Here is a 20,979-nt window from a genome sequence, read left to right as displayed (position 1 = left end):
AGCTCTGTTCCCTCAGCAGCGCCCCCTCAGCAGCGCCCCCTCAGCCCCGTTCCCTCAGCCCCGTGCGCGCGCGGACCCCGCGGCGGGGACGCCCGGCCCGGCGGTCGCCCGGCGCCGCAGACCGCACGCCAGCGTGGCGCAGGCCGCCGCCGGGATCAGCAGCGCCAGCAGGTAGGCGGGAGGTCCGGTCAGACCGGTGAGCAGGTCGAGGTTCGCCACCGCCAGACCGGTGAACACCGCCAGCCCCGCGAACCCCAGCAGCGGGGCGACGAGGGTCGACCAGCGCCCGCCACCGGGAGTGCGGCGGAAGAAGGCGACCACGGCCAGCGCCGCCCCGGTCTGCACCACGAGCAGCGCCAGCGTCCCCACCCCCACCAGCCACGGGAACAGCTGCGTGAACGGGTGCACCCCCGCGGCCGTGAACACCCCCAGCACCAGGAGCGTCACGCAGGTCTGCGTCGCGCTCGCCCGGTGCGGGCTGCGGAAGCGGGGGTGGGTGCGCCCCAGGGCGTCGGGCAGCAGGCCGCCGCGCCCCAGGGCGAACAGGTAGCGGGACAGCGTGTTGTGCAGCGCCAGCAGCACCGCGAAGACGCTCGTCACCACCAGGACCTGCACCACGTCGGTGGCGGCCTGGCCGAGGTGGCGCGTCGTCACGGCGGTCACGAAGCCGACCGGGTCCTCCGCCGCCCGCGCCGCCACCGCGCCCGACCCGTGCGCCAGCCCCACGGCCCAGGTCGTGGTGGCGTAGAACAACCCCATCAGCACCACGGACGCGTAGGTCGCCCTCGGCACGGTGCGCCGGGGCTCGCGCGCCTCCTCGCCGTACACCGTGGCCGCCTCGAAGCCCACGAAGCAGGTGAAGGCGAACAGCAGCGCCACCCCCGGCGCGCCCGCGACGAGCGCGGACGGCGCGAAGGCGTCGGCGTTGACGCCCTCGGCCCCGCCCGAGGTGATCACGGCGAGGTCGAACGCCACCAGCACGAGGACCTCGGCCGCCATCAGCACGCCCAGCACCCGCGCCGACAGGTCGAGCTCCAGGTACCCCAGCACGCCGACCGCGAGCAGCGCGGCCAGCGCCAGCGGCTGCCAGGGCACGTCGACGCCCCACCGCGCCAGCAGGTCGTGGCCGAACTCGCCGAACTGGCCCGTGATCCCCACCAGCAGGCAGTTGTACGCCAGCAGCGCCACCCCCGCCGCGGCCTGCCCGGCGCGCGGGCCGATCCCCAGCGCGACGAACGCGGTGAAGCCGCCCGCGTCGGTGACGTGCTCGCTCATGCCCGCGTAGCCGACCGCGAACAGCAGCAGCACCACCGCCACGACCGCGAACAGCCCCGGCGCGCCGACCCCGCTCGCCGCGAAGGCGACGGGGCCCGCGCCCAGGGTGGCGCCGAGCGGGGCCGCGGCGGACACCACCAGGAAGACGATGCCCGCCGTGCCGACCGCGGACTGCTTCAGCTGCCGGGACTGGCTGCTCGACACCACCACTGACCTCCTCGCAGAGCGGTCACCGCAGGAAGCGGGCCAGGACGTTCCGGGTCACCTTGGAGGCGGTGTTGTCGCCTCCGTTGTGGGGCAGCGCGCCGCACCACGCGATGGAGCCGACGGAGAACACCGCGCCCGCGTTCGGGTAGTCGACCAGCACCATGTCGGCGCGCACCGCGGCGTTGACGCTGCCGGACTGGCCGGAGTCGGACACCCCGATCTCCTCGCTGCAGTGCTGGTAGGAGTCGGAGAACCCGGTCGCCGACGCCAGCACCACCGCCCGCGCGGGCGTGCCGAGGGCGTGGTCGGCGCGGTCGATCTCGAAGCCCGCCGCGCCGTGCCCGCAGATGAGGCCGGGGTGGTCGCCGATCGGCTCGTCGTCGCCCAGCCCCTCGAACACCCACTTCACCGACGGGTCGAACGACTCCGGGGTGCGGTGGTAGGGCCTGCCCGGTCCCAGCCCCTGCGCGGTGAACCCGACGCCGACCAGGGACTGCGGCGTGCGGTTGCGGTAGCGCCACAGCCCGCCCTGCGTCCCGGTGAAGCTCAGGTCGCCCTCGCCGGGCGCGGACTCCCAGATCCGGGTGGACGGGGCCTTGCGGCGGATCTCCACCGTGTGCCCGCGCTCGGGGTCCGGCTCGGTGACCCAGTAGAAGCCGTTGCCGGTCAGGTTCACGAGCCTGCCGCCACCGTCCAGGTAGGACCTGAGCGAGTCGAGCATCCGCTCGGACCAGTACTCGTGGTGGGTGCCGGTGAGCACGACCCGGTAGCGGCGCAGCAGGTCCGCGCCCTCGCGGTGCAGGTCCTCGTCGGTGGCCACGTCGAACTCGTGCCCGGAGTCGCGCAGCCACCGCGCGAGCACCAGGTCGGCGGGGAACTGGTGCAGCCCGCCCTCACCGCCGTCCAGCGCGGGCTCCACGTACTCCCGGCGCATGGTGACGATCGGCAGCGCGCGGGAGGAGTAACAGACCCCGGACCCGTCCGAGTGGTGGTCGTAGAGGCTGTTGAGCCGGTTGTCCACGATGTACCGGTCGGCCGGGTCGGACGGGTACCCCTTCGCCCTGGCCGCGCCGTCCGGCCCGGTGGCGGCCGACTCCAGCATGGACTTGAGGCTGCCCGCGGTGAGCATGTGCTGGTTGGCGTAGGCCAGGTAGCTGTAGGTGGGCAGCAGGAGCAGCACCGGCGCCGTGGCGGTCCGCGCGGGGGGACGCACCGCGAACGGGATCTCGTCCGAGGCGCCGTCCGCCTCCACGCGCAGCGCGTACAGCCCGCTGCGGACGCCCTCAGGCACCCGCCAGCGCACCGAGGGCTCCCAGCCCGCGTCGTCGAGGTCGTCGTCGTGGAAGTGGATCGCGCCGTACTGGTGCGGCGCGTGCCGCCACGAGCTCTCCGAGCCGTCCCAGCCGTGCCCGGTGACCGCGCGGGTGGGGCGCTGCACGGTGACGCCGTGCAGTCCGCGCCCCGACCCGTCGTGGACGCGGGTCGAGTCGATGCCGCGCGAGAAGTCCCACGCCGCCAACAACCCCGGCAGCGACGTCGGGTCGCCGCCGTCGCGCAGGGCGTCGAACTCGGCCGCGCCGAGCGCCCGCTCGAACACGCGCGGGGACTCCAGCTTGCCGTTGTAGAACGCCCCCGGTCCGGCCAGCGTGGTGGCGCCCCGGCGGGGGAGGGCGCGGTCGACCGGCGTCAGGGGACCCGCGTGGTGGCCGTCCAGCTCCGAGGCGGCGCGGTCGACCGCCTCCAGGCGCAGCACGGCTGTGCCCGAGGCGCACGAGGCGGCCAGGAAGTACCAGGTGCGACCGACGACCGCGTGCTCCAGGACCGCCTCGCTCGTGGCGCCACCGGGGTCGGAGACCGCGAGCACGGGCCTGCCCGCGCGCAGGGACAGCACCGCCGAGGACCCGTCCGCCCCCTCGAGCGCCACGAGCGTCTGCTCGCCCTCGTCCGGTGTGGTGGGCCACAACCACAGCTGCACGCTCACGCTGCGCACCGACGGCCCGACCGGCCCGTCCACCCGCGCGTGCGACCCGGCGGGCAGGCTCTGCCGCAGGCCGGGGAACTCGCCGAGGTCACCACCCGCGACGTGCGGGTCCGGGTCGCCCAGACGTGTGATCGACGCCCGGAAGGACCGCGGGACCGAGCTGACCATGAACTCCACGCTCTCCCCCGGTTCGGCGCTGAACCGGTCGGCGTAGCCGACTAACCGCACTGCTTGACCCCATCTCCGATTCCGTTCCCCGCCGCGCTCACAGCAGCAGGAGTGGTTTCACGCACCGGCGCGCGTCCATGGCGCGGAACGCGGCCGGGGCCTCGTCCAGCGGGTAGACGGCGTCGAAGACCGCTTCCGGCCCCAGATCCCCGGACAGCACGTCGGGCAGCAGCTCCACGGCGGTGGCGCGGACGCTGGCGGGACCGCCGCTGAGGGTCAGCCCCTTGCCGAACAGGTCCCACAGCGGCAGCTCGACGCCCCACGGGAGCCCGACGTTGCCGATCTGCCCGCCGGGCAGCGCGCACCCGATCGCCTGCCGGACCGCCTCCTCGGTGCCCACCGCCTCCACCACGTGGGGGCTGCCGCCGTCCAGCAGCTCGACGACCTCGGCGATGCCCTTCGCGCCGCGCGCCGCCACCACGTCGGTGGCGCCGAGGCGGCGGGCCAGTTCCTGGCGGCGCGGGTCGCGGGACATCACGACGACCCGCGCCGCGCCGAGCCTGCGCGCGGCCAGCACCGCGCACAGCCCCACCGGCCCGTCGCCGACGACGACCGCGGTGGAGCCGCGACCGATCCCGGCGCGCCGCACGGCCTCGTACCCGGTCGGGAGCACGTCGGCCAGCGCGAGCAGCGCCGGGATCAGCGTGCCGTCCGGCCGTCCGGGGACCGGGACGAGCGTGGTGGCGGCGAGCGGGACGCGCACGAACTCGGCGTGCCCGCCGTCGAGCACGGTGCCGTCCGGGTTGACCTCGCCGAACAGCCTCCCCCGCGCGCAGGCGAAGGTGACGCCGCGCCTGCAGTTCCCGCAGGCGCCGCACGAGGTGTTGAACGGCGCGACCACGAACTGCCCCGGAGCCAGGTCCGCCTCCGGGCCGACCTCGCTGACCACGCCGATGAACTCGTGCCCGCTGCGGACGGGGTGCGGCAGCGGCGAGAGCCCGCGCAGCACCGCGAGGTCGGAGCCGCACACCGCGGCGGCGACCACGCGCACCACGGCGTCACCCGGCTCCCGCACCTCGGGTTCGGGCACGTCCCGCACCACGACGTTCCCCCGCCCGCCCAGGACCACGGCGCGCATCGCTTCCTCCCCTCAGCCCCGCGCCACGGCGGTGCTGCGCATCAGGAACTCGGCCAGGTACCCGTCGTGCGGCACGCCGGGCGGCAGCCACCACGTGGGTCGGGCCAGGTCGTAGACGTTGCGGACGGACGGCTCGTCGACCAGGTCGTCGACGAGGTCGTCGGCGTCGGTGCCGACCACCAGCGACCCGCGCAGCGGGGCCACGCCGTCGTCGCGCGACCACGGGGCCACCCAGGCGCACGGGAACGGGAGCTCCAGCGCGGTCTGCTCGGCGAACGGGCCGTCCAGCAGGTGGACGGCGGGCCCCAGCGCGGCGCTGCCGTCGCCGAGGTCGTGCGCCACCGGACCGGTCAGGCGGACCGCGCCCGCCGCGCTGGCCCGCACGAACGCCTCCAGCGCCCGCGCGTCGGCCAGCGGCGCGCACGGCAGCGTGGCCGCCTCGTGCTCGGGCGGCAGCGGCCGCGCGCGGGAGAGCCGCTCCGCCAGCGCCTCGGCGAGCCCCGCGGCGTCCTGCTGCGCCAGCACCGCCGTGGTGTTGAGGCAGGACACCCCGCCCAGCCCGCCGACCGACTCGGCGATCACGTCCAGGTGCTGCTCCCAGTCGCCGGTGACCAGCAGCTTCACCCGCCCCGGCCCCTGCGTCAGCACGGGGGTGCGCCGCGCGCCGCCGGTGTGCTTGGCGACGACGGCGTCGCCGCCGAAGACCATGGCGAGGTCGCCGCCCCGCACGAGGTCGTCGGAGGTGGCGTGGTCGCAGGGCAGCAGCACCACGTCGCCGGTCGGCCACCCCGCCTCGCGCAGCGCCAGCACCACCCGCAGCGCGGTGAACGGGTCGCGGCGGGAGGGCCGCACCGCCACCCGGTAGCCCAGCGCCAGCGCCTCCAGCCACAGCGAGTGCACCGAGGGGTGGTTGCCGGAGGCGGTGACGGTGAACAGCCGCCCCCTGCGCCGCCACACGACCGACTCGCCGCCGAGCGGGCGGGCGGACTCCGCGCTGTCCACGGCGTGCGCGGCGACCAGGGCGATGGTGCTCGCGGCAGCCCTGGCCACGGACACCGGCACCCCGGTGGTCCTGGCGACCAGCAGGTGGTGCTCGTCCGGCCCGAGCCCCCCGAGCACCGCCCCCGCGAAGAGGTCGGCGGCGCGCCGCAGCACCGCCGCCCGCTCGCCGGGGCTCCACGCCGCCGACTCCGCGGACGTCGCGCGCATCAGGTCCAGCGCGCGGTGCAGGTAGAGCGGGGGGACCATGGTCAGCTCGGCGACCGGTTCCCCCGCCACGTCGCGGACCACCTCGCGCCTGCTGCTCCGGTACGGGCCGCGGGGCCCGAGCGCGTCGACGGGGCGCGGCCGTCCGATCGCGGGCGCGGCCATCAGTACGCCCCCACGATCACCGGGACGCCCTCGAACTCCTCGACCGGCCGCACGTCCGCGACGGAGTGGCTGACCTGCCCCTCCGGCTCGGCCACCCGCCGCGCCACGTCGCGCTCCAGGTTGTTGGGCACCAGCGCCGACTTGCTCAGGTGGTGCATGACGACCCGGCCGGTGTCGCCGACCGCGACCGGCTTCCCCGTCTCGGGGTCGACGACCTCGAAGGTGACGTGCGGCGAGGGCGGGTCGAACACCGAGTCGCCCTCGTCGGTCTCGGTCCGCTCGAACGCCGCGCCGAGCGCGATCGTGCTGCCGTACAGCCCGTACACGGCCGTGCCGGGGAAGACCTCCTGGCGCAGCAGGTCCCTGGTGTCGCGGTCCATGCTGGTGCCGCACCAGGTGATCACCTGCACCTGGTCCCGCACCGCCTGGGCCAGCTTCTCGTCGCGGGCGAGCCTGGCCAGCAGCGGGGGCGGGGCCTGGACGGCCCCGACCCGCTGCGTGGCCAGCACGTCCGCGACCTGGCCGAGGACGTGGTCGAGGTAGCGCTCCACCTCGTCCACGCGCCCCTGCCGCGTGCACAGCCGCACCCAGCGCGGGTCGAAGTCCACCGCGAAGCGGACCCCTCCCCGCCTGCGCGCGTGCTGCGCGGTCAGCTCGGCGTAGTCGTGCGGGCCGCTGGGACCCATCGACAGCCAGTTGACCCCGTGCGGGTAGCCCCGCTCGTCCATGGCGCGCATGGCCCCGGCCATCTCGCGCTCCATCCAGTCGGCGAGGTAGAGCACCCGCTTCGGGGAACCGGTCGTGCCACCGCTCTCGAAGACGCCGACGATCTCGGCCTTCCCGCCGTAGCCGCGCGGGATGAGGTCGTCCACCGGCACGTGCCGCAGGTCCTCCACGGTCTGCGGGAACAGCCGCAGGTCGTCCCTGGTGCGCACCTCGGTGAGCGGGTCGAAGCCGAGGCGGTCGCGCCGGTCCAGCCAGAACGGCGTCCCGGTCTCCGGGGAGAAGTGCCACCGCATCGCCGCCCGGACCAGCTCGTCCGGGTCCACCCGCGCGTCCGGCTCCGCGTCCAGGACCGCGAGCGCGTCTTCCGGTGTCATGCCGAGCCCTCCGCTGTTCGTCGGGATGTGTTGTCGGGACGTCTTCGCGGGGCGCGCGTCAGCGCAGCTCGATGCCGAGCTCCTTGATCGGCTCCAGGAACTCGCCCTTGCCGACGGCGTCGGCCACGAGCTCCAGCTCGTCGGACATGTACCGGTCCTGCTCCAGGGTCGGCACCAGCGAGCGGACCTTCTCGTAGGTGGCCCTGCCCGCCGGGCTCAGGCCGCCGTGGCGGCCGGTGAGGTCGACCGCCTGGGCGGCGGCCAGGAACTCCAGCGCGAGGATGCGGGTGTTGTTCTGCAGCACGCGGCGGGCGTTGCGGGCCGAGATCAGGCCCATGCTCACCACGTCCTGGTTGTCGCCGTTGGACGGCACGCTCTGGGTGCTGGCCGGGCCGATGGTCCGGTTCTCGGCGATCAGCGCGGTGGCCGGGTACTGGGCGCCCGCGAAGCCGCTGTTGAGGCCGGGCTCGCCCTTGACCAGGAACTCGGGCAGGCCGTAGCTGAGGTGGCGGTTGAGCAGCCGGTTGCTGCGGCGCTCGGACTGCACGCCGAGCTGGGTCAGCGAGATCGTCGTGAAGTCCATGACGAACGCGACGGGCTGGCCGTGGTAGTTGCCGCCGTGGAAGACCTCCTTGCCCTCGAAGAACAGGGGGTTGTCCGTGGCGGAGTTCAGCTCGGTGGTCAGCGTCCTGGCCGCGTGCCGCAGCGTGTCGCGGACCGCGCCCAGCACCTGCGGGATGGCCCGCAGCGAGTAGGCCTTCTGCAGGTAGACCTCGGTCCGGGTGACCTCGTCGCCCACGCGCTGGTCCTCGACCTCGCGGCGCAGGTCGGAGTGCGCCACGGCGAGCGAGCTGCCGTGCAGCAGGGCGCGCAGGTTCGCGGCCGAGTCGATCTGACCGGTGTGCGGGCGGGCCAGCTCGTGCCCCTCGGGCAGGAACGGGCTGGTGGAGCACTTCAGCGTCTCCAGCACCAGTGCGGAGACGATCTCGGCCTGGTGCAGCTGGTCGATGCCGCGGCCGACGACCAGCGAGCCGAGCCCGGTCATGCCGGAGGTGCCGTTGATCATCGCCAGGCCCTCCTTGAAGCGGGCCTGCAGCGGCTCGATGCCGTGCTCGCGCAGCACCTCGGAGGTGGGGACGCGCACGCCCTCGCGCAGCACGTAGCCCTCGCCGATGATCGTGGAGGCGATGTGGGACAGGGTGGCCAGGTCGCCGCTCGCGCCGAGCGAGCCGATCTCCGGGATGGCCGGGGTGATGTTGAGGTTGAGGTAGAGGGCCATCCGCTCCAGGATCTCCGGGCGGACCGCCGAGTAGCCGCGCGAGAGCGCGTTCAGGCGGGCGGCGAGGATCGCCCTCGCCTCGTCCTCGGCGAACAGCGGGCCGACGCCCGCGCTGTGGCTGCGGATCAGGTTGGTCTGGAGCTCGACCTCCTTGGACGGCTCCACCTGCATGTAGATCATCTCGCCGTAGCCGGTGGTCACGCCGTAGACCGCGGCGCCACCCCTGACGATCTCCTCGAACTGCGTGCGGCTCCTGGCCGCCTTTGCCAGCACGTCCGGTTGGACCTTGCAGGGCACGTGGTTCTCCGCGATCTGCCGGACGTCGTCGATGCCGAGCGTCTCTCCGTCGAACGAGACGACGGCGGCGTTCAGAGCGGTCACGGTGGTGGCCTCCATGTGCGGGGGGATTGACCAGCCGGGTTCCACCTGGCGAGCGGGCGGGCAGGGAACTCCTGCTGGTCGGTTCGCTTAGCGAGATCAGCCGAATGGCTCGAACAACTCCTGCGGAAATGCTCGGCAACCGTAAGCAATTTTCAAACTGCCCGTCAAGGCGAGCGGGGCCGTCCACCTGAACGGAGCATGATCATGGAATAAGTGGGCAACCGCGCAGGGAAAGTTCGTGCACCGCCTTTCGGTGTTCTGGAACCGAATGGGGGAGGCTTCGCGCGTGGTGGGCCGCTCTCCGTCTGGTAAGCCCTTGACCAGGTGTTTTAGCGGGTGGACACCGGCTTAACCGGTGGTGCACCATCCCCTTTGGACATCGATATGTGACTCGCGTCACCTTCTGCGGGTGCTGGGTTGCCCGTGCGAAAAAACACAAGTACTGCTGGAAAGCGCCGCCGTCAGGAATGCAGAGAAACCTTCCGTCATGCTCGGGAAAGTTGTTGCCCAGTCAATCCCCGGATCGTCCCTGACCAGGGGCGAACCTCACCGGAAATACTGAGGACGGAGAGCAACGTCGTGACACTCGCAGTGGCCGACCGGTTCGCCAACACCGCCAGCACGGACGAGATCCTGGCCAGCCTCCGGAGCAACGGGTACGCCATCGTGGAGGACGTCCTTCCTCCTGAGACGGTTGACGCCCTGCTCGAGGAGATGACGCCCCACATCGACGCCACCCCGTTCGGCCCGGACGCGTTCGCGGGCCAGCGCACCAAGCGCACCGGCAGCGTCGTCGCCCGCTCGAAGACCGGCCGCGACCTGGTCGTCAACCCGTTCAACCTCGCGATCGCCCGCGGCCTGCTGGACACCTCCACCGAGATCCAGCTGTCGCAGACCCAGCTGATCAGCGCCTACCCCGGCTCGGTCGCCCAGAAGCCCCACAAGGACGAGCTGATCTGGGACTTCTTCCCGTTCGCGGTGGACCACCACGTCATGTGCCAGTTCTTCTTCGCGCTCACGGACTTCACCGCGGAGAACGGCGCCACCCACGTGGTGCCCGGCAGCGACGCCCTCGCCCCGGAGGACACCCGCCCCGAGGACGGCAAGCAGGTGGAGATGCGCAAGGGCTCGGTGTTCATCTTCAACGGCAAGGTGGTGCACGGCGGCGGGCACAACACCAGCGACGAGGTGCGCCAGGGGCTCATCGTCAGCTACTGCTCGGGCTGGGTGCGCCAGGAGGAGAACCAGTACCTGGTGTCCCCGCCGGAGCTGGCGCGCACCTACCCGGAGGACGTGCTGCGCATCATCGGCTACCAGCAGGGCTGCTTCGCGATGGGCTACGCCGGTGACATCGAGGAGCCGATGGACGTGCTGTTCGGCCGCAAGGCGGCCACGCCGATCGTGCCGTCGGAGGCCGCGGCGAAGGCCAAGAACCGGACCGGCCGCAAGTGGAGCAAGGACGTCGCCGAGCGCACGGTCTGAGCTCGCCTCCCCGGCGGGCGGGCGGACGACGCCCGCCCGCCCGCCGGGACGCCCACCACTCCAGCCCAGAAAGGCCAGCCCTTATGACGTCCGTCCGCAATTCCGTCCCGGCCATGCCCATCATGAACATGGTGTACGGCCTGTGGGTGTCCCAGACCCTGGTGACCGCGCACGAGCGCGAGGTGTTCGAGCACTTCGCCGAGCGGCCGGGCATGACCAGCGCCGAGCTGGCCTCGCGGCTGGAGCTGCACGAGCGCCCCGTCGAGCAGCTCGTCACCGCGTGCGCCGCGCTCGGCCTCCTGGAGCGCAGCGGGGCGGGCTACCGCAACACGGAGATGACCACGCGATACCTGCTGCGCGCCGCCGAGGACTACATGGGCGGCTGGGTGGAGATCGTCTCCCGCCACGACTACCCCGGCTGGCTCCGGCTGGACGAGGCGATGCGCACGAACCGCCCCACCGCGTGGGACCCGGAGAAGCAGGACTCGCTGTTCGCCTCGGACGACACCCTGATGGTGGAGTCGTTCTGGGAGGGGATGAGCGCGATCTCGAAGCCCACCGCGCGGGTGCTCGGGCAGACGGTCGACCTGTCCGGTGTGGACACCCTCCTGGACGTGGGCGGCGGTGGCGGCGCCTACGCCATCGAGCTGTCCCGCGCCTACCCCGACCTGCGCACCACCATCTTCGACCTGCCGTTCGTGTGCGACCTGACGGCGAAGAAGGTGGAGCAGGCCGGCCTGTCCGACCGGATCTCCTTCGCCAGGGGCGACTTCTTCGCCGACGCGCTGCCCACCGGGCAGGACCTGGTGATGCTGTCGATGATCCTGCACGACTGGGACGAGGAGCAGTGCCGCGCGATCCTGCGCGCGTGCTTCGACGCGGTGCGCCCCGGCGGCCAGATCATGATCAGCGAACTGCTGGTGGACGACACCAAGGACGGCCCCCTCGACGCCACCCTGATGAGCCTGTCGATGCTCGTGGAGACCGAGGGGCGCAACTACACCGCGCAGGAGTACGGCGACTGGCTGCGCGAGGTCGGCTTCACCGACGTGGAGGTCCGCCCGTTCGCCGCGCCCGCGGCCAACGGCGTCGTCATCGCACGCAAACCATGAGCAGTGGCGCGGGCCGGGCCGCACCCCGGCTCGCGCCGCCGCCGACCACGCCTGAGGACGAGCCATGACCGCGACGAACAGCGACCACGACACGACGGCCGCACCCGAGTTGAGCGCTGACGACATCCCGGCCCTGCGCGACGAGATCGACCACCTGGACGACCAGATACTCCGCCTCATCCAACGCCGCACGGCGGTCTCGCGCACCATCGGCGCGGCCAGGGTCTCCGCGGGCGGCACCAAGATCGTCTACAACCGCGAGCTGGCCGTCCTGGCCCGCTTCCGCGCCCTGGGCTCCGAGGGGCGCGACCTCGCGCTCATCCTGCTGCGCCTGGGCAGGGGGCGGCTCGGTCGCGTCCACTGACGCCGCGCGTCGGGCGGGGCCGCCCCCGCCCGACGTCGACGCGCCCGCCGACCGGGGCCGGGCCCCGCGCCCTCCGCCTCGGGAGCTCAGCGGCGGCACTCCGGCAGCCCGTCCAGCACGTCCACGATCCGGCGGAACTCCTCCTCGGTCGCGTGGTGCCCCGCCCGCACGGTCCGCACGTCGAACCGGTTGCGCGGGGTCGCCCGGTCGGCCTCGGCGATCATCCGGTCCTGGAGCGCGAGCGGGATCATCCGGTCCTCGGTGTGCCGGATGAACGTGCGCGGGACGCGACCCCAGGTGTCCGGCCGCACCCGCGAGTCCTCCCGGCCCACCGTCAGCGACTCGTCGGGGTGCAAATGCGCGAGCGCCCCGTAGAACTCCGCGTCGTCCGCGCCCGCCATCAGCAGCTCCTTCAGCCCGGCCAGTGCCTCACGGTCGGCGGTGCGGTAGTTCACCCGCACCGCGCCGATCACCGCCGGGTCGGCCACCACCAGGGCGGCCAGCGCGCCCGCCAGGCTCGTCGAGCCCTCCGGGGTGGCCAGGTAGTCCTCCGGGCACGCCAGGTCCACGCAGCAGAACGCGGTGTCGTAGACGAGCCGGTCGACCAGGTGCGGCACGGCACTGCCCACCCGGTTCAGCACCGCGCCGCCCATGCTGCCGCCGTAGAGCACCACCGGGCCGAACCCCGAGACCGCGCGGACCACCCGGATCGCGGCCTCGGCGTAGTCGTCCAGCCCGATCCCCGCCAGCGGCGACGGCCTGGTCGCCAGCGACGCCGGGTCCTGCGGGCACTGGTGGTCGAGCGCGAACTGGGCGTCGGTGGCGCGGTGCCCCGGCAGCGGCACCCCGACGGTGCGGTGCCCGCGCAGCGACAGCGCGTCGATCCCGCCGGGCGCGCCGCTCGCCCCGGTGACCACCACGAACGTCGTCACCCCGCCCCGCGACCGCCCGGCCGCACCACCCCCGGCCAGCGCCGCCCCGCCCGCGACCGCTCCGGCCCGCAACGCCGTCCGCCTGGACATCCCCGTCTTCGCCATGGCTCCGAGTGCACCGCGCCGCGCCGCCACCCGGTGAGCCGAGGAGGTGGACACCCCGGTCCACCAAAGTTGCGCGCCGCCCGGAACCGGGCCCGATCGGCTCTACCGTGACCGGGGTGAGGGAGAACCGGCGTGACCTGCCGTGGCTGGTGCTCGCGGCCGTGCTCTTCGGGGCGCTCGACCTGGCCGTCCACGGCGCGGGCCCGCCGACCACCGGGTGGGCCGGGCCGCACGCCGGGCTGCTCCTGCACCTGTCGGTGGACGCGTCGCTGCTGCTCCTGGCCCGCCACCCCGTGCCGGTCGCGTGCTGGGCGCTGACCGTCGCGGCGCTCGCGCTCGGCTCGGCCGAGCTCGCCCCCGGCCTGCTCACCCCGGTGGACCCCGCGACGCGCGCGGTGCTGCCGCACGCCACGCCCGCGATCGTGGTGAACCTGGTCCGGCTGACCGACCGGCGTCGCGCGTTCGCGCTGATCGGGGCGCTCGCCGTGCTGGGAACCAGGCCGTGGGACCCGAGCTGGGAGAGCACCCCGCTCGGTGTCGTCAACACGGTGCTGCCCGCGCTGGCCGCGCTCTACCTGCGGGCCCGCCGGGAGCTGGTGGACTCGCTGCGGGAGCGGGCCGAGCGGGCCGAGCGCGAGCGGCTGCTGCTCGCCGAGCGGGCCGCGGCGCGGGAGCGGCGGCGGCTCGCCGAGGAGATGCACGACGTGGTCACCCACCGGATCACGCTGGTGGTGCTGCACGCGGGCGCCCTGGGCGTCGGGTCGACCGATCCCGCCGCGCGCGCCGCCGCCGAGGACATCCGGCGGGCGGGCGTCGGCGCGCTGGCCGAGCTGCGGGACCTGCTCGGGGTGCTCCGGGGCGCGGACGGGACGCCGGTGGGCGGTTCACCGGTGGGCGGTCAGCCGGTGGGCGGCCCCGCGCGGCCCGCCTGCCCCGAGCGCCCGCCCGCGCCCGACCCGAGGGCGCTGGTCGCCGAGGCGCGCGCGGTCGGCGAGTCGGTCTCGTGCCACGTCGACGGCGACCCCGGCCGGATCGAGCCGACGGTCCTGCGCACCGCGTACCGGGTGGTGCAGGAGTCGTTGACGAACGCGCGCAAGCACGCCCCCGGCGCCCAGGTGGCCGTGACGATCTCCTACCGGCCCGACGGGGTCGACGTGCGCGTCGCCAACGGCCCGGCGGACCGGGCGCCCGACCGCGCGCTGGTGGGCAGCGGGTCGGGCACCGGGCTGCTCGGGCTCGCGCAGCGGGTCGAGCTGAGCGGCGGCGCCCTGCGCGCGGGCCCGGAACCCGGCGGCGGCTACCTGGTCGGCGCGACACTGCCCGCGCGCGTGCCGACGCGGGGGGAGGCCGGATGATCAGGGTGGTCGTGGTGGACGACGAGCCGATGGTGTGCGCGCACCTGCGGGTGATCCTCGGCGCGGCGGACGACGTCGAGGTGGTCGCCGGGGCGCAGGACGGCGCGGAGGCGGTGGAGGCGGTCGTCCGGCACCGCCCCGACCTCGTGCTGATGGACCTGCGGATGCCGGGGGTCGACGGGCTCGCCGCCACCGAGCGCATCGCCGCCCTGCCCGACCCGCCCACGGTCGTCGTGCTCACCACCTTCGACACCGACGCCCACGTGCTCGCGGCGCTGCGCGCGGGAGCGGCGGGGTTCCTGCTCAAGACCACCGCGCCCCACGACCTGGTCGAGCTGGTCCGGGTCGCGGCGGCCGGGCACACCGTGCTGTCCCCGGCGGCCACCGCCCGGCTGGTCGCCGCCTCCTCGGCGGGCAGGCGGCGTGACGAGGGCGCCAGGGCCAGGCTGCGCGCGTTGAGCGAGCGGGACCTGGAGGTGCTGACCTGCCTGGGCCGGGGCTTGTCCAACGCGGACATCGCGCGCGAGCTGTTCCTGTCCGAGGCGACGGTGAAGAGCTACGTGTCCCGGATGCTCGTGAAGATCGACTGCCGCAACCGCACCCAGGCCGGGGTGCTCGCCCACGAGGCCGGGCTGGTCGACGGAGCCGGGCTGGTCGACGGGGCGGGCTGAGCCCCCCGGCGCGGCTTCCGGTGGGAGATGGGGATGATGGGCCGGTGGCGGAGCCCGTGGTGTCGCGCGTGTTCTCGGCCGAGCACCGGTGGCGGTTGGCCCTGGGCGTTCTCGGACTGGCGGTGGCGGTGTTCCCGTGGGACGGCCCGCCGGTCGGCCTGTTCGGCGCGGTGCCGCTGCTGCTGTGGTGCGGCTCGTGGACCGGGAACCGGCGGGTCGGGGTGATCGTCGGACTGGTGCTGCTGGGCCTGCTGGTGTGGTTCGTCGTGGTGCCCGGCCTGGGGTTCTCCGGGCGCTGGGTGCCGTCGGCGGCCGAGGTGCTGTGGCTCCACCCGCTGCTCGCGGCGGCGGTGTGCGCGCTCGGCGCGAAGGTGGGACGGCAGCGGGTGCGGGCGTGGCGGCTGACCGGGGTGGCGGCGCTCGGGTTCCTGCTCCTCGGGTTCCTGTGGCTGGCCCGACTGGAGTCCCCGCCCGGCGACGAGGGCGTGCTGCCCGCGCTGGCCGTGCTCCGGGTCGAGGAGGGGGAGCTGCTGTGCGGTTCCGGCGGCTGCGCCCGCCAGGCCCGCGCGACCGGCGACCACGCCCCCGAGGCCGTGCGCGACCGCCTCGCGGCACGGGGCTTCACGCACCGCGACCCGCTCGCCGCCGACGCCCGGCTCTGCCGCACGACCGGGCTCGTGGTGCAGCACGAGGTGTGCGCGGAACTGCGCGACGTCAGCGCGGACGCGGTCCGGGTCGTCTGGTACCTGGACTAGGGGGTTGTCGGTGGAGGAGGTCTGGTCTCAGGAGACCGAGCAGGTGATGCGCGAGCTCGGCTGGTTCCCCGGTCGGCGGGTGGACACCACCCGGTGGCGGGAGCACTTCACCTCGGTGGGGCTGCCGCCGACCGAGGCCGCGGAGCGCTTCCTCGGCGAGTACGGCGGTCTCGTCCGCGAGCACTACCTCATGGTGAACTGGCCGGCCCGGTACGGCCGGGGGAGCGCCGGGCTGGAGGCCCTCGTCCTGGGGATCATGCCCGAGACGCTGGTGCCCTGATGTCGACCGGGGCGTTCGGACGAGCCCCGGTCGTCCCGCTAGTCCTGCTCCAGCACCAGGTCCAGCCCGCCGTCCTCGTTCGGCTCGCACGCCCCGTACCGGGCGTTCGCGCCGAGGAACTCCGCCATGCACCCGCCGAACGCCGCGTGCCCGCGCGCGTTGGGGTGGAACGACTCCTGCAGCGCGTGCCGCGCCCGCGCCTCGTCCCGCAGCCCGTCGAAGTCCACCACGAGCCGGGTGAACCACTCGTCGTCGCTGGAGTCGCCGCCCGAGCACGCCTCGTGACCGCGACCCGCCCGCGACAGGTCCAGGAAGCGCGCGCCCGACGACGTCGCCACCCTGCGCACCGCGTCCGACAGCTCGCCCACGGCCACGTCCCGCACCCACCGCGTGTCACCGCTGCGCAGCGGGCACCCGGACAGGTTCTGCAGGGACGGCGGCACGTCCGGGGTCACCGGCGACGCGTAGGACTGCATCACCAGCGCGTACGACCCCACCGAGTACCCGGCCTCGTCCAGCACCCGGCGCACGTCCCGCACGGCCTTCTCGACCTTCGGCACCATCCGCTCCACGCGCCCCCGCCAGTCCTCCACGAGCAGCCGCGAGCAGTCGTCGCGGCGCTCGAACCAGGCGCGCAGGCACTGCCCGAGCACGTCGGAGAAGCGCGGGTCGTCGTTCGCGCCCACGGCCAGCACGATCGTGGTCACCCGGTGGGTGCGGGCGATCCGGCCGAGCTGGAGCGCCTGCGAGCCCTCGGTGTTGCCGATCTGGTCGGTGATGCCCACGCGCGCGGCGTTCGCGCCCGAGCAGGCCAGGTTGAACACCTCGTCCACGGGCACCGACGGCATCTGGAACACCTGGGCGTGCTTCGAGCGGTGGCACCAGTTGTCGTTCTGGCCGTCGGTGTCGTCGACGTAGTCGCCCGCGCCCTCGCCGGACAGCGTGCTGTCACCGAGCGAGACCATGGCGGTGGGCGCGTCGTCGGGTGGTCCGAGCGGTGGGGCCTTGGGGCGGTCGCTGACGAAGACGACCAGCGGGAGCAGCAGGAAGGCCAGTGCGAGCGCGGCGAGGCGACGGCGTGTGGTGCGCATCGCCGCTCAGTTTACGGGCCGACGGGGCTCACGCAGCGTGATCGTGGTCCCAGGGTTCGGGGTCGCGCCACCGGCGCGTCCACTTCGGACCCTCACGACCGGTGCGCCTTGCGCCGCCGCAGCCACACCACCGCGCCCGCCACCACCAGCACGCCCAGCACGATCTCGCTGGCCAGCCCGAGCCGGTGCTCGGCGAGTTGCAGGCTCGCGCCCGCCCCGTACCCGAGCAGCGCCACCCCGGACGCCCACAGCACCCCGCCCAGGGCGTTGAACAGCAGGAACGTCCGCAGCGGCACCCGGCTCATCCCGGCGAGCGCGGGCACCAGCGCCCGCAGCAGCGCCGTGAACCGCCCCACGAACACCGCCACCCCGCCCCGCCGCCGCAGCAGCTCCTCGGCCTTGGCCAGGTGCTCGGGCCTGACCAGCCGCTCGGGCAGCACCTTGATCATCCGATGCCCGTACCGGCGGCCGACGAGGTACCCGGTGGCGTCCCCGACGACCGCCCCGCCGACCGCCGCCACCAGCACCGCCCACAGCGCAACCCCACCGGAGTGCGCGACCGCCCCGCCGACCAGCACGGCGACCTCACCGGGGAAGACGACGCCGAGCATGGTCGACGCCTCCAGCGCGGGGAGCGCGAAGACGAGCGCGAGCACGAGCGCGGGCGGGAGGTCGCGGAGGAAGTCGAGCACCACGGGGTTGATCCTGGCGAGGGGAGGGGGATCGTGCCAGTCGGGAGCGGGTCAGTCGTTCCGTGCGACGTCTTTTCTGCTCATCTGACAAGTTTTGCGCGAGTACCTCTGGGGGGAAATTTTCTGGAGTGAGTGGTTCAAAAATGAGAATGCTCGGACCTGGGGTGGCGCTGGCGCTCGCGCGCGGAACGCCACCCTGGATCCGGCTTCTTGGATGTTTACGGTGAACTCTGTTCAGCTTGGTCTAGGGTTTTTTTCAGGGCGGCAAATTCGTTGATGAACCTGTTCTCGAATTTGCTGGAAGTCGCCAGTCCTTCTCTGCTCATGCGCTCGTGTATCGCCTCTATAATGGCTTTTTCCGGCACGTTGGAGAAGATCATCTTGGTTAGTTCGTCGACCCAGTCCTCGTACTCGTTGGGATTTATTGAGCGATCCTCCCCGACGTCGTAGGGGTCCCATTGCCACATGAAGCTGCGCACTGCGGCCTGAGTTGATTTGATCAGGTCTTTGAAGCCTGCCCTTGCAAATTTTTTATTAGGTTCTTTCTTGCTCATTTAATTCTCTTTCCGGAGCTCCCGCGGGGCCATGCGCTGACCACTCTTCCTTGTTGGTTTACCACGACGACGGCATTTTTCCGGTGTATCTGATCGTGCCGCGCTCTGCGTCATTGCGTATTTTTCCGGTTCGTACCGTGTTCAAGATCGCAGACGGACTCACTCCTCCGTCCTTCCTGCTGCCCATGACGCGCTGGAGTCCGTGCTTTGTGTAACCGGTCACCACATTGCCGATCGGCTTTCGCGTTACCTGCTTCGCGACCTGCGTGGTTGCCTGGCGTGCCCCTTGTTTGATGATTATCGAAACGCCTGCGCGAACCCCGGCGATGAGCAGCACCACGCAAAACGGGCAACGACCGTCGAGGTCGGTTGTGTTGACCGGATCACCGTTGACGTAGTCGTAGTCGTTGGCGCTGCCGCCCTCAACCGGATCAACGGACAGGAACCTGCCGAGCAGCGGGCTGTACGGTCGTGCCCCCATCTGGACGACGGACAGCGCTCCAGCGTGCTCGTGCGGGCGCTGGTGCTGCCCTAGCCAGCCGTAGTCCATGTGTCCCGGTTGGTTGTCAGGCATGCCGTCGTTGTCGGTGCTCAGCCCGGCTGGCTGGCCGAATGGGTCGTAGGTGCGCAGCGCGCCGATCTGCTTGCCGTCCCCGCCGGTGGTGAGGACCAGATCACCCCGAACTGCCGGGTGGTCCACCGTGGTGGAGTCCGGTGTCCAGGTATGCAGCACCCCGCCGGGCAGGCTCGTGCTGCGCGACAGCAACCGCTTGTCCGAGCCGTTCATGCTGTACTCGGAGGTGTCACCGCCACCGGTATGGCCGTAGCGGACATCGGCTCTGGCGTCGCCCTGGGTGGCCTGCCTCTGGACGATCCGGTCTTCGCTGTCCCTGCTGTAGGAGACATTGGCAGGTGCGCTGCCGGTACTTCGCAGGCCGATGTTACGGTCCGCGCCGTCCCACGACAGGTGGGTGGTGCTGCCGCTGACCGTGTACCGGGTGGTGTTCCCCCGCTCGTCGTAATGCACGTCGCTCACGACTGAGGTCCCCGTAGTGGACAGGAGTCGGTCTGCGGAGTCGTAGCAGTACCCGGTTACTGCCGTCCCGGCTGCCGTCTCGTCGAGCAGGCGAATCCGGTTGGTATTGCGTCCGGCCCCCGCCTGGGAGTTCGACGGGCAACCGACAGCACTGCTGGTGGTGAAGTCGTAGGTGTAGTGGTGTCCCGGCACCCACGCCTCGGTCAGCCTGCCAACCGCGTCGTAGACGTAGTTCGGACCGGAAGGGCGCGCGTCCACGCCGCCCAGGGACTCGTCCACGATCGTGCCTGAAGGTGAACGCGTGACGGACGAGACGATCTCCTTGCCGTCGCTGGTCCTCCAGGTGCGCGATGCCAATCTGCCTGCGGCGTCCCGTCCGACAGCGGCCAGCGCGCTGCCGTTGGCGTAGGACGCGGACACCAGTTCGCCCCCTGCGTCATAAACCGCGGTGACCAGCGTGGTCGTCCCCAGCTTGACGGTGAGAATCCGTCCGGCGTCATCGTGCGCGTAGCGCGTCTCCTGGGGTTCATCGAGTTTGTTGGGTGGTGTCACCCGCTCCAGGATCACGCGTCCGGCCAAGTCGTAGCTGCTCTGCGTGCGCAATCCTGCAACGTCGGTGTACTCCACCACGTGGCCGAGCAGGTCCGTCCTGGTCGTGATCGTGCCAGCCTGGTCGATGACCGACGATACGAGCGGGTCGCCGCCCACCGCGTAGTCATAGCGCACGGTCCGTTCAGAGGTGGAAGCGTTGCCGGGGAACTTGCGTTCGGCCACCCGGCCCCGGTTGTCGTAGGCCGTGCACGACCACTTGCCCGTGCTGCCGTGCGCTACTGCACGACCGCGCAGATCGTGCACCTGCTCGTCCACCCGCCCTGATGCCGAGGTAGTCGACTTGGACAGACCCGACTGCACGACAGCGGGAGAAGCTGGCACGCAGGGATTTGCACGTGCTTCGGTGTCGCCGTAGTACGAGTACGTGCTCTTGGCGCCGGTCGGCAGTTCGCGGCTGATACGGCGCAGGAAGCCACTGCCAGGCTTTTCGTAGTCGGAACGTTCGGCAAGTGACAAGCTGAAGGGAGCGGCGACCGTTGCAGTGGTCAAGCCGTAGACAGGGTCGAATCCGTTGTCTGCGTACCTGGTCTGCGTTCGTTCTTCCGGCTGTTCGCCGGAGCCCGGAGTCATTGTTGATGTGATGAGACCGTAGTTCGGACTCAGCACAGCCGTCGGAACAGCGTTGGCAGCACTACCATCTCGTTTCCACGAGAGGGCTGCCTCTGCAGTGGCGCGGCCTTGATCGCCGGACAACGCGCGCTGGGCGTAGTCCACCCTGATCCGGTGTTCGCCCTGGGAGAGGGTCAGCTTGGTGGGGGCCTCGTTCACCCGGCCACCGGCGCCCGCGTGCCTGGTGACGTCCTTCTCCTCCAGCGCCTTGTCGTAGACCGCGACCTCGTCGAGCAGCGCGTCCGTCGTGGTGCCGCCGGGCCGGTTGCCGATGGTCAGCGGGACGTCGTTGGCCTGACCCGCCTTCGCGATCGTCGACTGGCCGGACTTCTTGCCGTTGACGTAGAAGGTGACCTTGTTGTCCGCGTCGCGGGTGACCGCCACGTGGTTCCAGTGGCTCAGCGAGACCGTGCCCTCGGACACCGCGCT

The 20,979-nt window shown here is 72.5% G+C and carries 18 protein-coding genes; 7 read left to right on the top strand and 11 right to left on the bottom strand.

The window, feature by feature from the left end; all coding sequences use genetic code 11:
• Window positions 1-54: 54 nt before the first annotated feature.
• From CNX65_RS24655 to cmdF, 6 genes are read right to left on the bottom strand one after another with little or no spacing between them, the layout of a single operon-like run.
• Entirely contained in the window at window positions 55-1,482 is a 1,428-nt protein-coding gene (locus tag CNX65_RS24655; RefSeq protein ID WP_198320554.1) for an APC family permease, read from the bottom strand.
• Between the two features lie 22 nt (window positions 1,483-1,504).
• Window positions 1,505-3,691, bottom strand: a complete 2,187-nt coding sequence (locus CNX65_RS24650) for a N,N-dimethylformamidase beta subunit family domain-containing protein (protein WP_096495896.1) — start codon at window positions 3,689-3,691, stop codon at window positions 1,505-1,507.
• Window positions 3,692-3,728: 37 nt separating this feature from the next.
• Window positions 3,729-4,769 (bottom strand): alcohol dehydrogenase catalytic domain-containing protein, encoded by a 1,041-nt coding sequence (locus tag CNX65_RS24645; protein WP_096495895.1) that lies wholly within the window; start codon window positions 4,767-4,769, stop codon window positions 3,729-3,731.
• A 12-nt stretch (window positions 4,770-4,781) separates the two neighbouring features.
• Window positions 4,782-6,140 (bottom strand): aldehyde dehydrogenase family protein, encoded by a 1,359-nt coding sequence (locus CNX65_RS24640; protein WP_096495894.1) that lies wholly within the window; start codon window positions 6,138-6,140, stop codon window positions 4,782-4,784.
• Entirely contained in the window at window positions 6,140-7,240 is a 1,101-nt protein-coding gene (locus tag CNX65_RS24635) for an AMP-binding protein (RefSeq protein WP_096495893.1), read from the bottom strand. The genes CNX65_RS24640 and CNX65_RS24635 overlap by 1 nt, the downstream gene beginning before the upstream one ends.
• 58 nt (window positions 7,241-7,298) lie before the next feature.
• On the bottom strand, window positions 7,299-8,900 hold the full coding sequence (gene cmdF / locus CNX65_RS24630; protein ID WP_177154338.1) for a tyrosine 2,3-aminomutase: 1,602 nt from the start codon (window positions 8,898-8,900) through the stop codon (window positions 7,299-7,301).
• 579 nt (window positions 8,901-9,479) lie between these two features.
• Here cmdF and CNX65_RS24625 point away from each other — a divergent pair.
• The 3 genes from CNX65_RS24625 (at window position 9,480) to CNX65_RS24615 (ending at window position 11,858) form a co-directional block, all read left to right on the top strand.
• Window positions 9,480-10,382, top strand: a complete 903-nt coding sequence (locus CNX65_RS24625; protein ID WP_096495891.1) for a phytanoyl-CoA dioxygenase family protein — start codon at window positions 9,480-9,482, stop codon at window positions 10,380-10,382.
• A 113-nt stretch (window positions 10,383-10,495) separates the two neighbouring features.
• Window positions 10,496-11,494, top strand: a complete 999-nt coding sequence (locus tag CNX65_RS24620; protein WP_096495890.1) for a methyltransferase — start codon at window positions 10,496-10,498, stop codon at window positions 11,492-11,494.
• 64 nt (window positions 11,495-11,558) lie between these two features.
• Window positions 11,559-11,858 carry a chorismate mutase gene (locus tag CNX65_RS24615; RefSeq protein ID WP_096495889.1) on the top strand — a complete coding sequence of 100 codons (300 nt, stop codon included), beginning with the start codon at window positions 11,559-11,561 and terminating at the stop codon, window positions 11,856-11,858.
• A gap of 86 nt (window positions 11,859-11,944) precedes the next feature.
• Here CNX65_RS24615 and CNX65_RS24610 read toward each other — a convergent pair whose 3' ends face one another.
• Window positions 11,945-12,895: an alpha/beta fold hydrolase gene (locus CNX65_RS24610; RefSeq protein ID WP_232519992.1), complete on the bottom strand. Its 951-nt coding sequence runs from the start codon at window positions 12,893-12,895 to the stop codon at window positions 11,945-11,947.
• A 107-nt stretch (window positions 12,896-13,002) separates the two neighbouring features.
• Between CNX65_RS24610 and CNX65_RS24605 the strand changes: the two genes are divergently transcribed.
• From CNX65_RS24605 to CNX65_RS24590, 4 genes are read left to right on the top strand one after another with little or no spacing between them, the layout of a single operon-like run.
• Window positions 13,003-14,250 carry a sensor histidine kinase gene (locus tag CNX65_RS24605; RefSeq protein ID WP_096495888.1) on the top strand — a complete coding sequence of 416 codons (1,248 nt, stop codon included), beginning with the start codon at window positions 13,003-13,005 and terminating at the stop codon, window positions 14,248-14,250.
• Window positions 14,247-14,921, top strand: a complete 675-nt coding sequence (locus CNX65_RS24600; protein ID WP_096495887.1) for a response regulator — start codon at window positions 14,247-14,249, stop codon at window positions 14,919-14,921. Before CNX65_RS24605 ends, CNX65_RS24600 begins: the two co-directional genes overlap by 4 nt.
• Before the next feature lie 44 nt (window positions 14,922-14,965).
• On the top strand, window positions 14,966-15,676 hold the full coding sequence (locus CNX65_RS24595) for a hypothetical protein (RefSeq protein WP_096495886.1): 711 nt from the start codon (window positions 14,966-14,968) through the stop codon (window positions 15,674-15,676).
• 10 nt (window positions 15,677-15,686) lie between these two features.
• Complete coding sequence (locus CNX65_RS24590) at window positions 15,687-15,956, top strand: SUKH-3 domain-containing protein (RefSeq protein WP_157767833.1); 270 nt, start codon at window positions 15,687-15,689, stop codon at window positions 15,954-15,956.
• 38 nt (window positions 15,957-15,994) lie between these two features.
• Here CNX65_RS24590 and CNX65_RS24585 read toward each other — a convergent pair whose 3' ends face one another.
• The 4 genes from CNX65_RS24585 to CNX65_RS24570 all read right to left on the bottom strand — a co-directional run bounded on the left by CNX65_RS24585 (window position 15,995) and on the right by CNX65_RS24570 (window position 20,973).
• Window positions 15,995-17,047, bottom strand: a complete 1,053-nt coding sequence (locus tag CNX65_RS24585) for a GDSL-type esterase/lipase family protein (RefSeq protein ID WP_096495884.1) — start codon at window positions 17,045-17,047, stop codon at window positions 15,995-15,997.
• A gap of 92 nt (window positions 17,048-17,139) precedes the next feature.
• Window positions 17,140-17,742, bottom strand: a complete 603-nt coding sequence (locus CNX65_RS24580) for a DedA family protein (protein WP_096495883.1) — start codon at window positions 17,740-17,742, stop codon at window positions 17,140-17,142.
• Window positions 17,743-17,957: 215 nt separating this feature from the next.
• Window positions 17,958-18,293 (bottom strand): hypothetical protein, encoded by a 336-nt coding sequence (locus CNX65_RS24575; RefSeq protein ID WP_157767832.1) that lies wholly within the window; start codon window positions 18,291-18,293, stop codon window positions 17,958-17,960.
• A 58-nt stretch (window positions 18,294-18,351) separates the two neighbouring features.
• Entirely contained in the window at window positions 18,352-20,973 is a 2,622-nt protein-coding gene (locus tag CNX65_RS24570) for a LamG-like jellyroll fold domain-containing protein (RefSeq protein ID WP_096495881.1), read from the bottom strand.
• Window positions 20,974-20,979: the final 6 nt, after the last annotated feature.

It is taken from the genome of Actinosynnema pretiosum (assembly GCF_002354875.1).
GTDB lineage: Bacteria > Actinomycetota > Actinomycetes > Mycobacteriales > Pseudonocardiaceae > Actinosynnema > Actinosynnema auranticum.
Note: the sequence above shows the minus strand (reverse complement) of the source record. Positions and strands in the feature narration are given on the sequence as shown.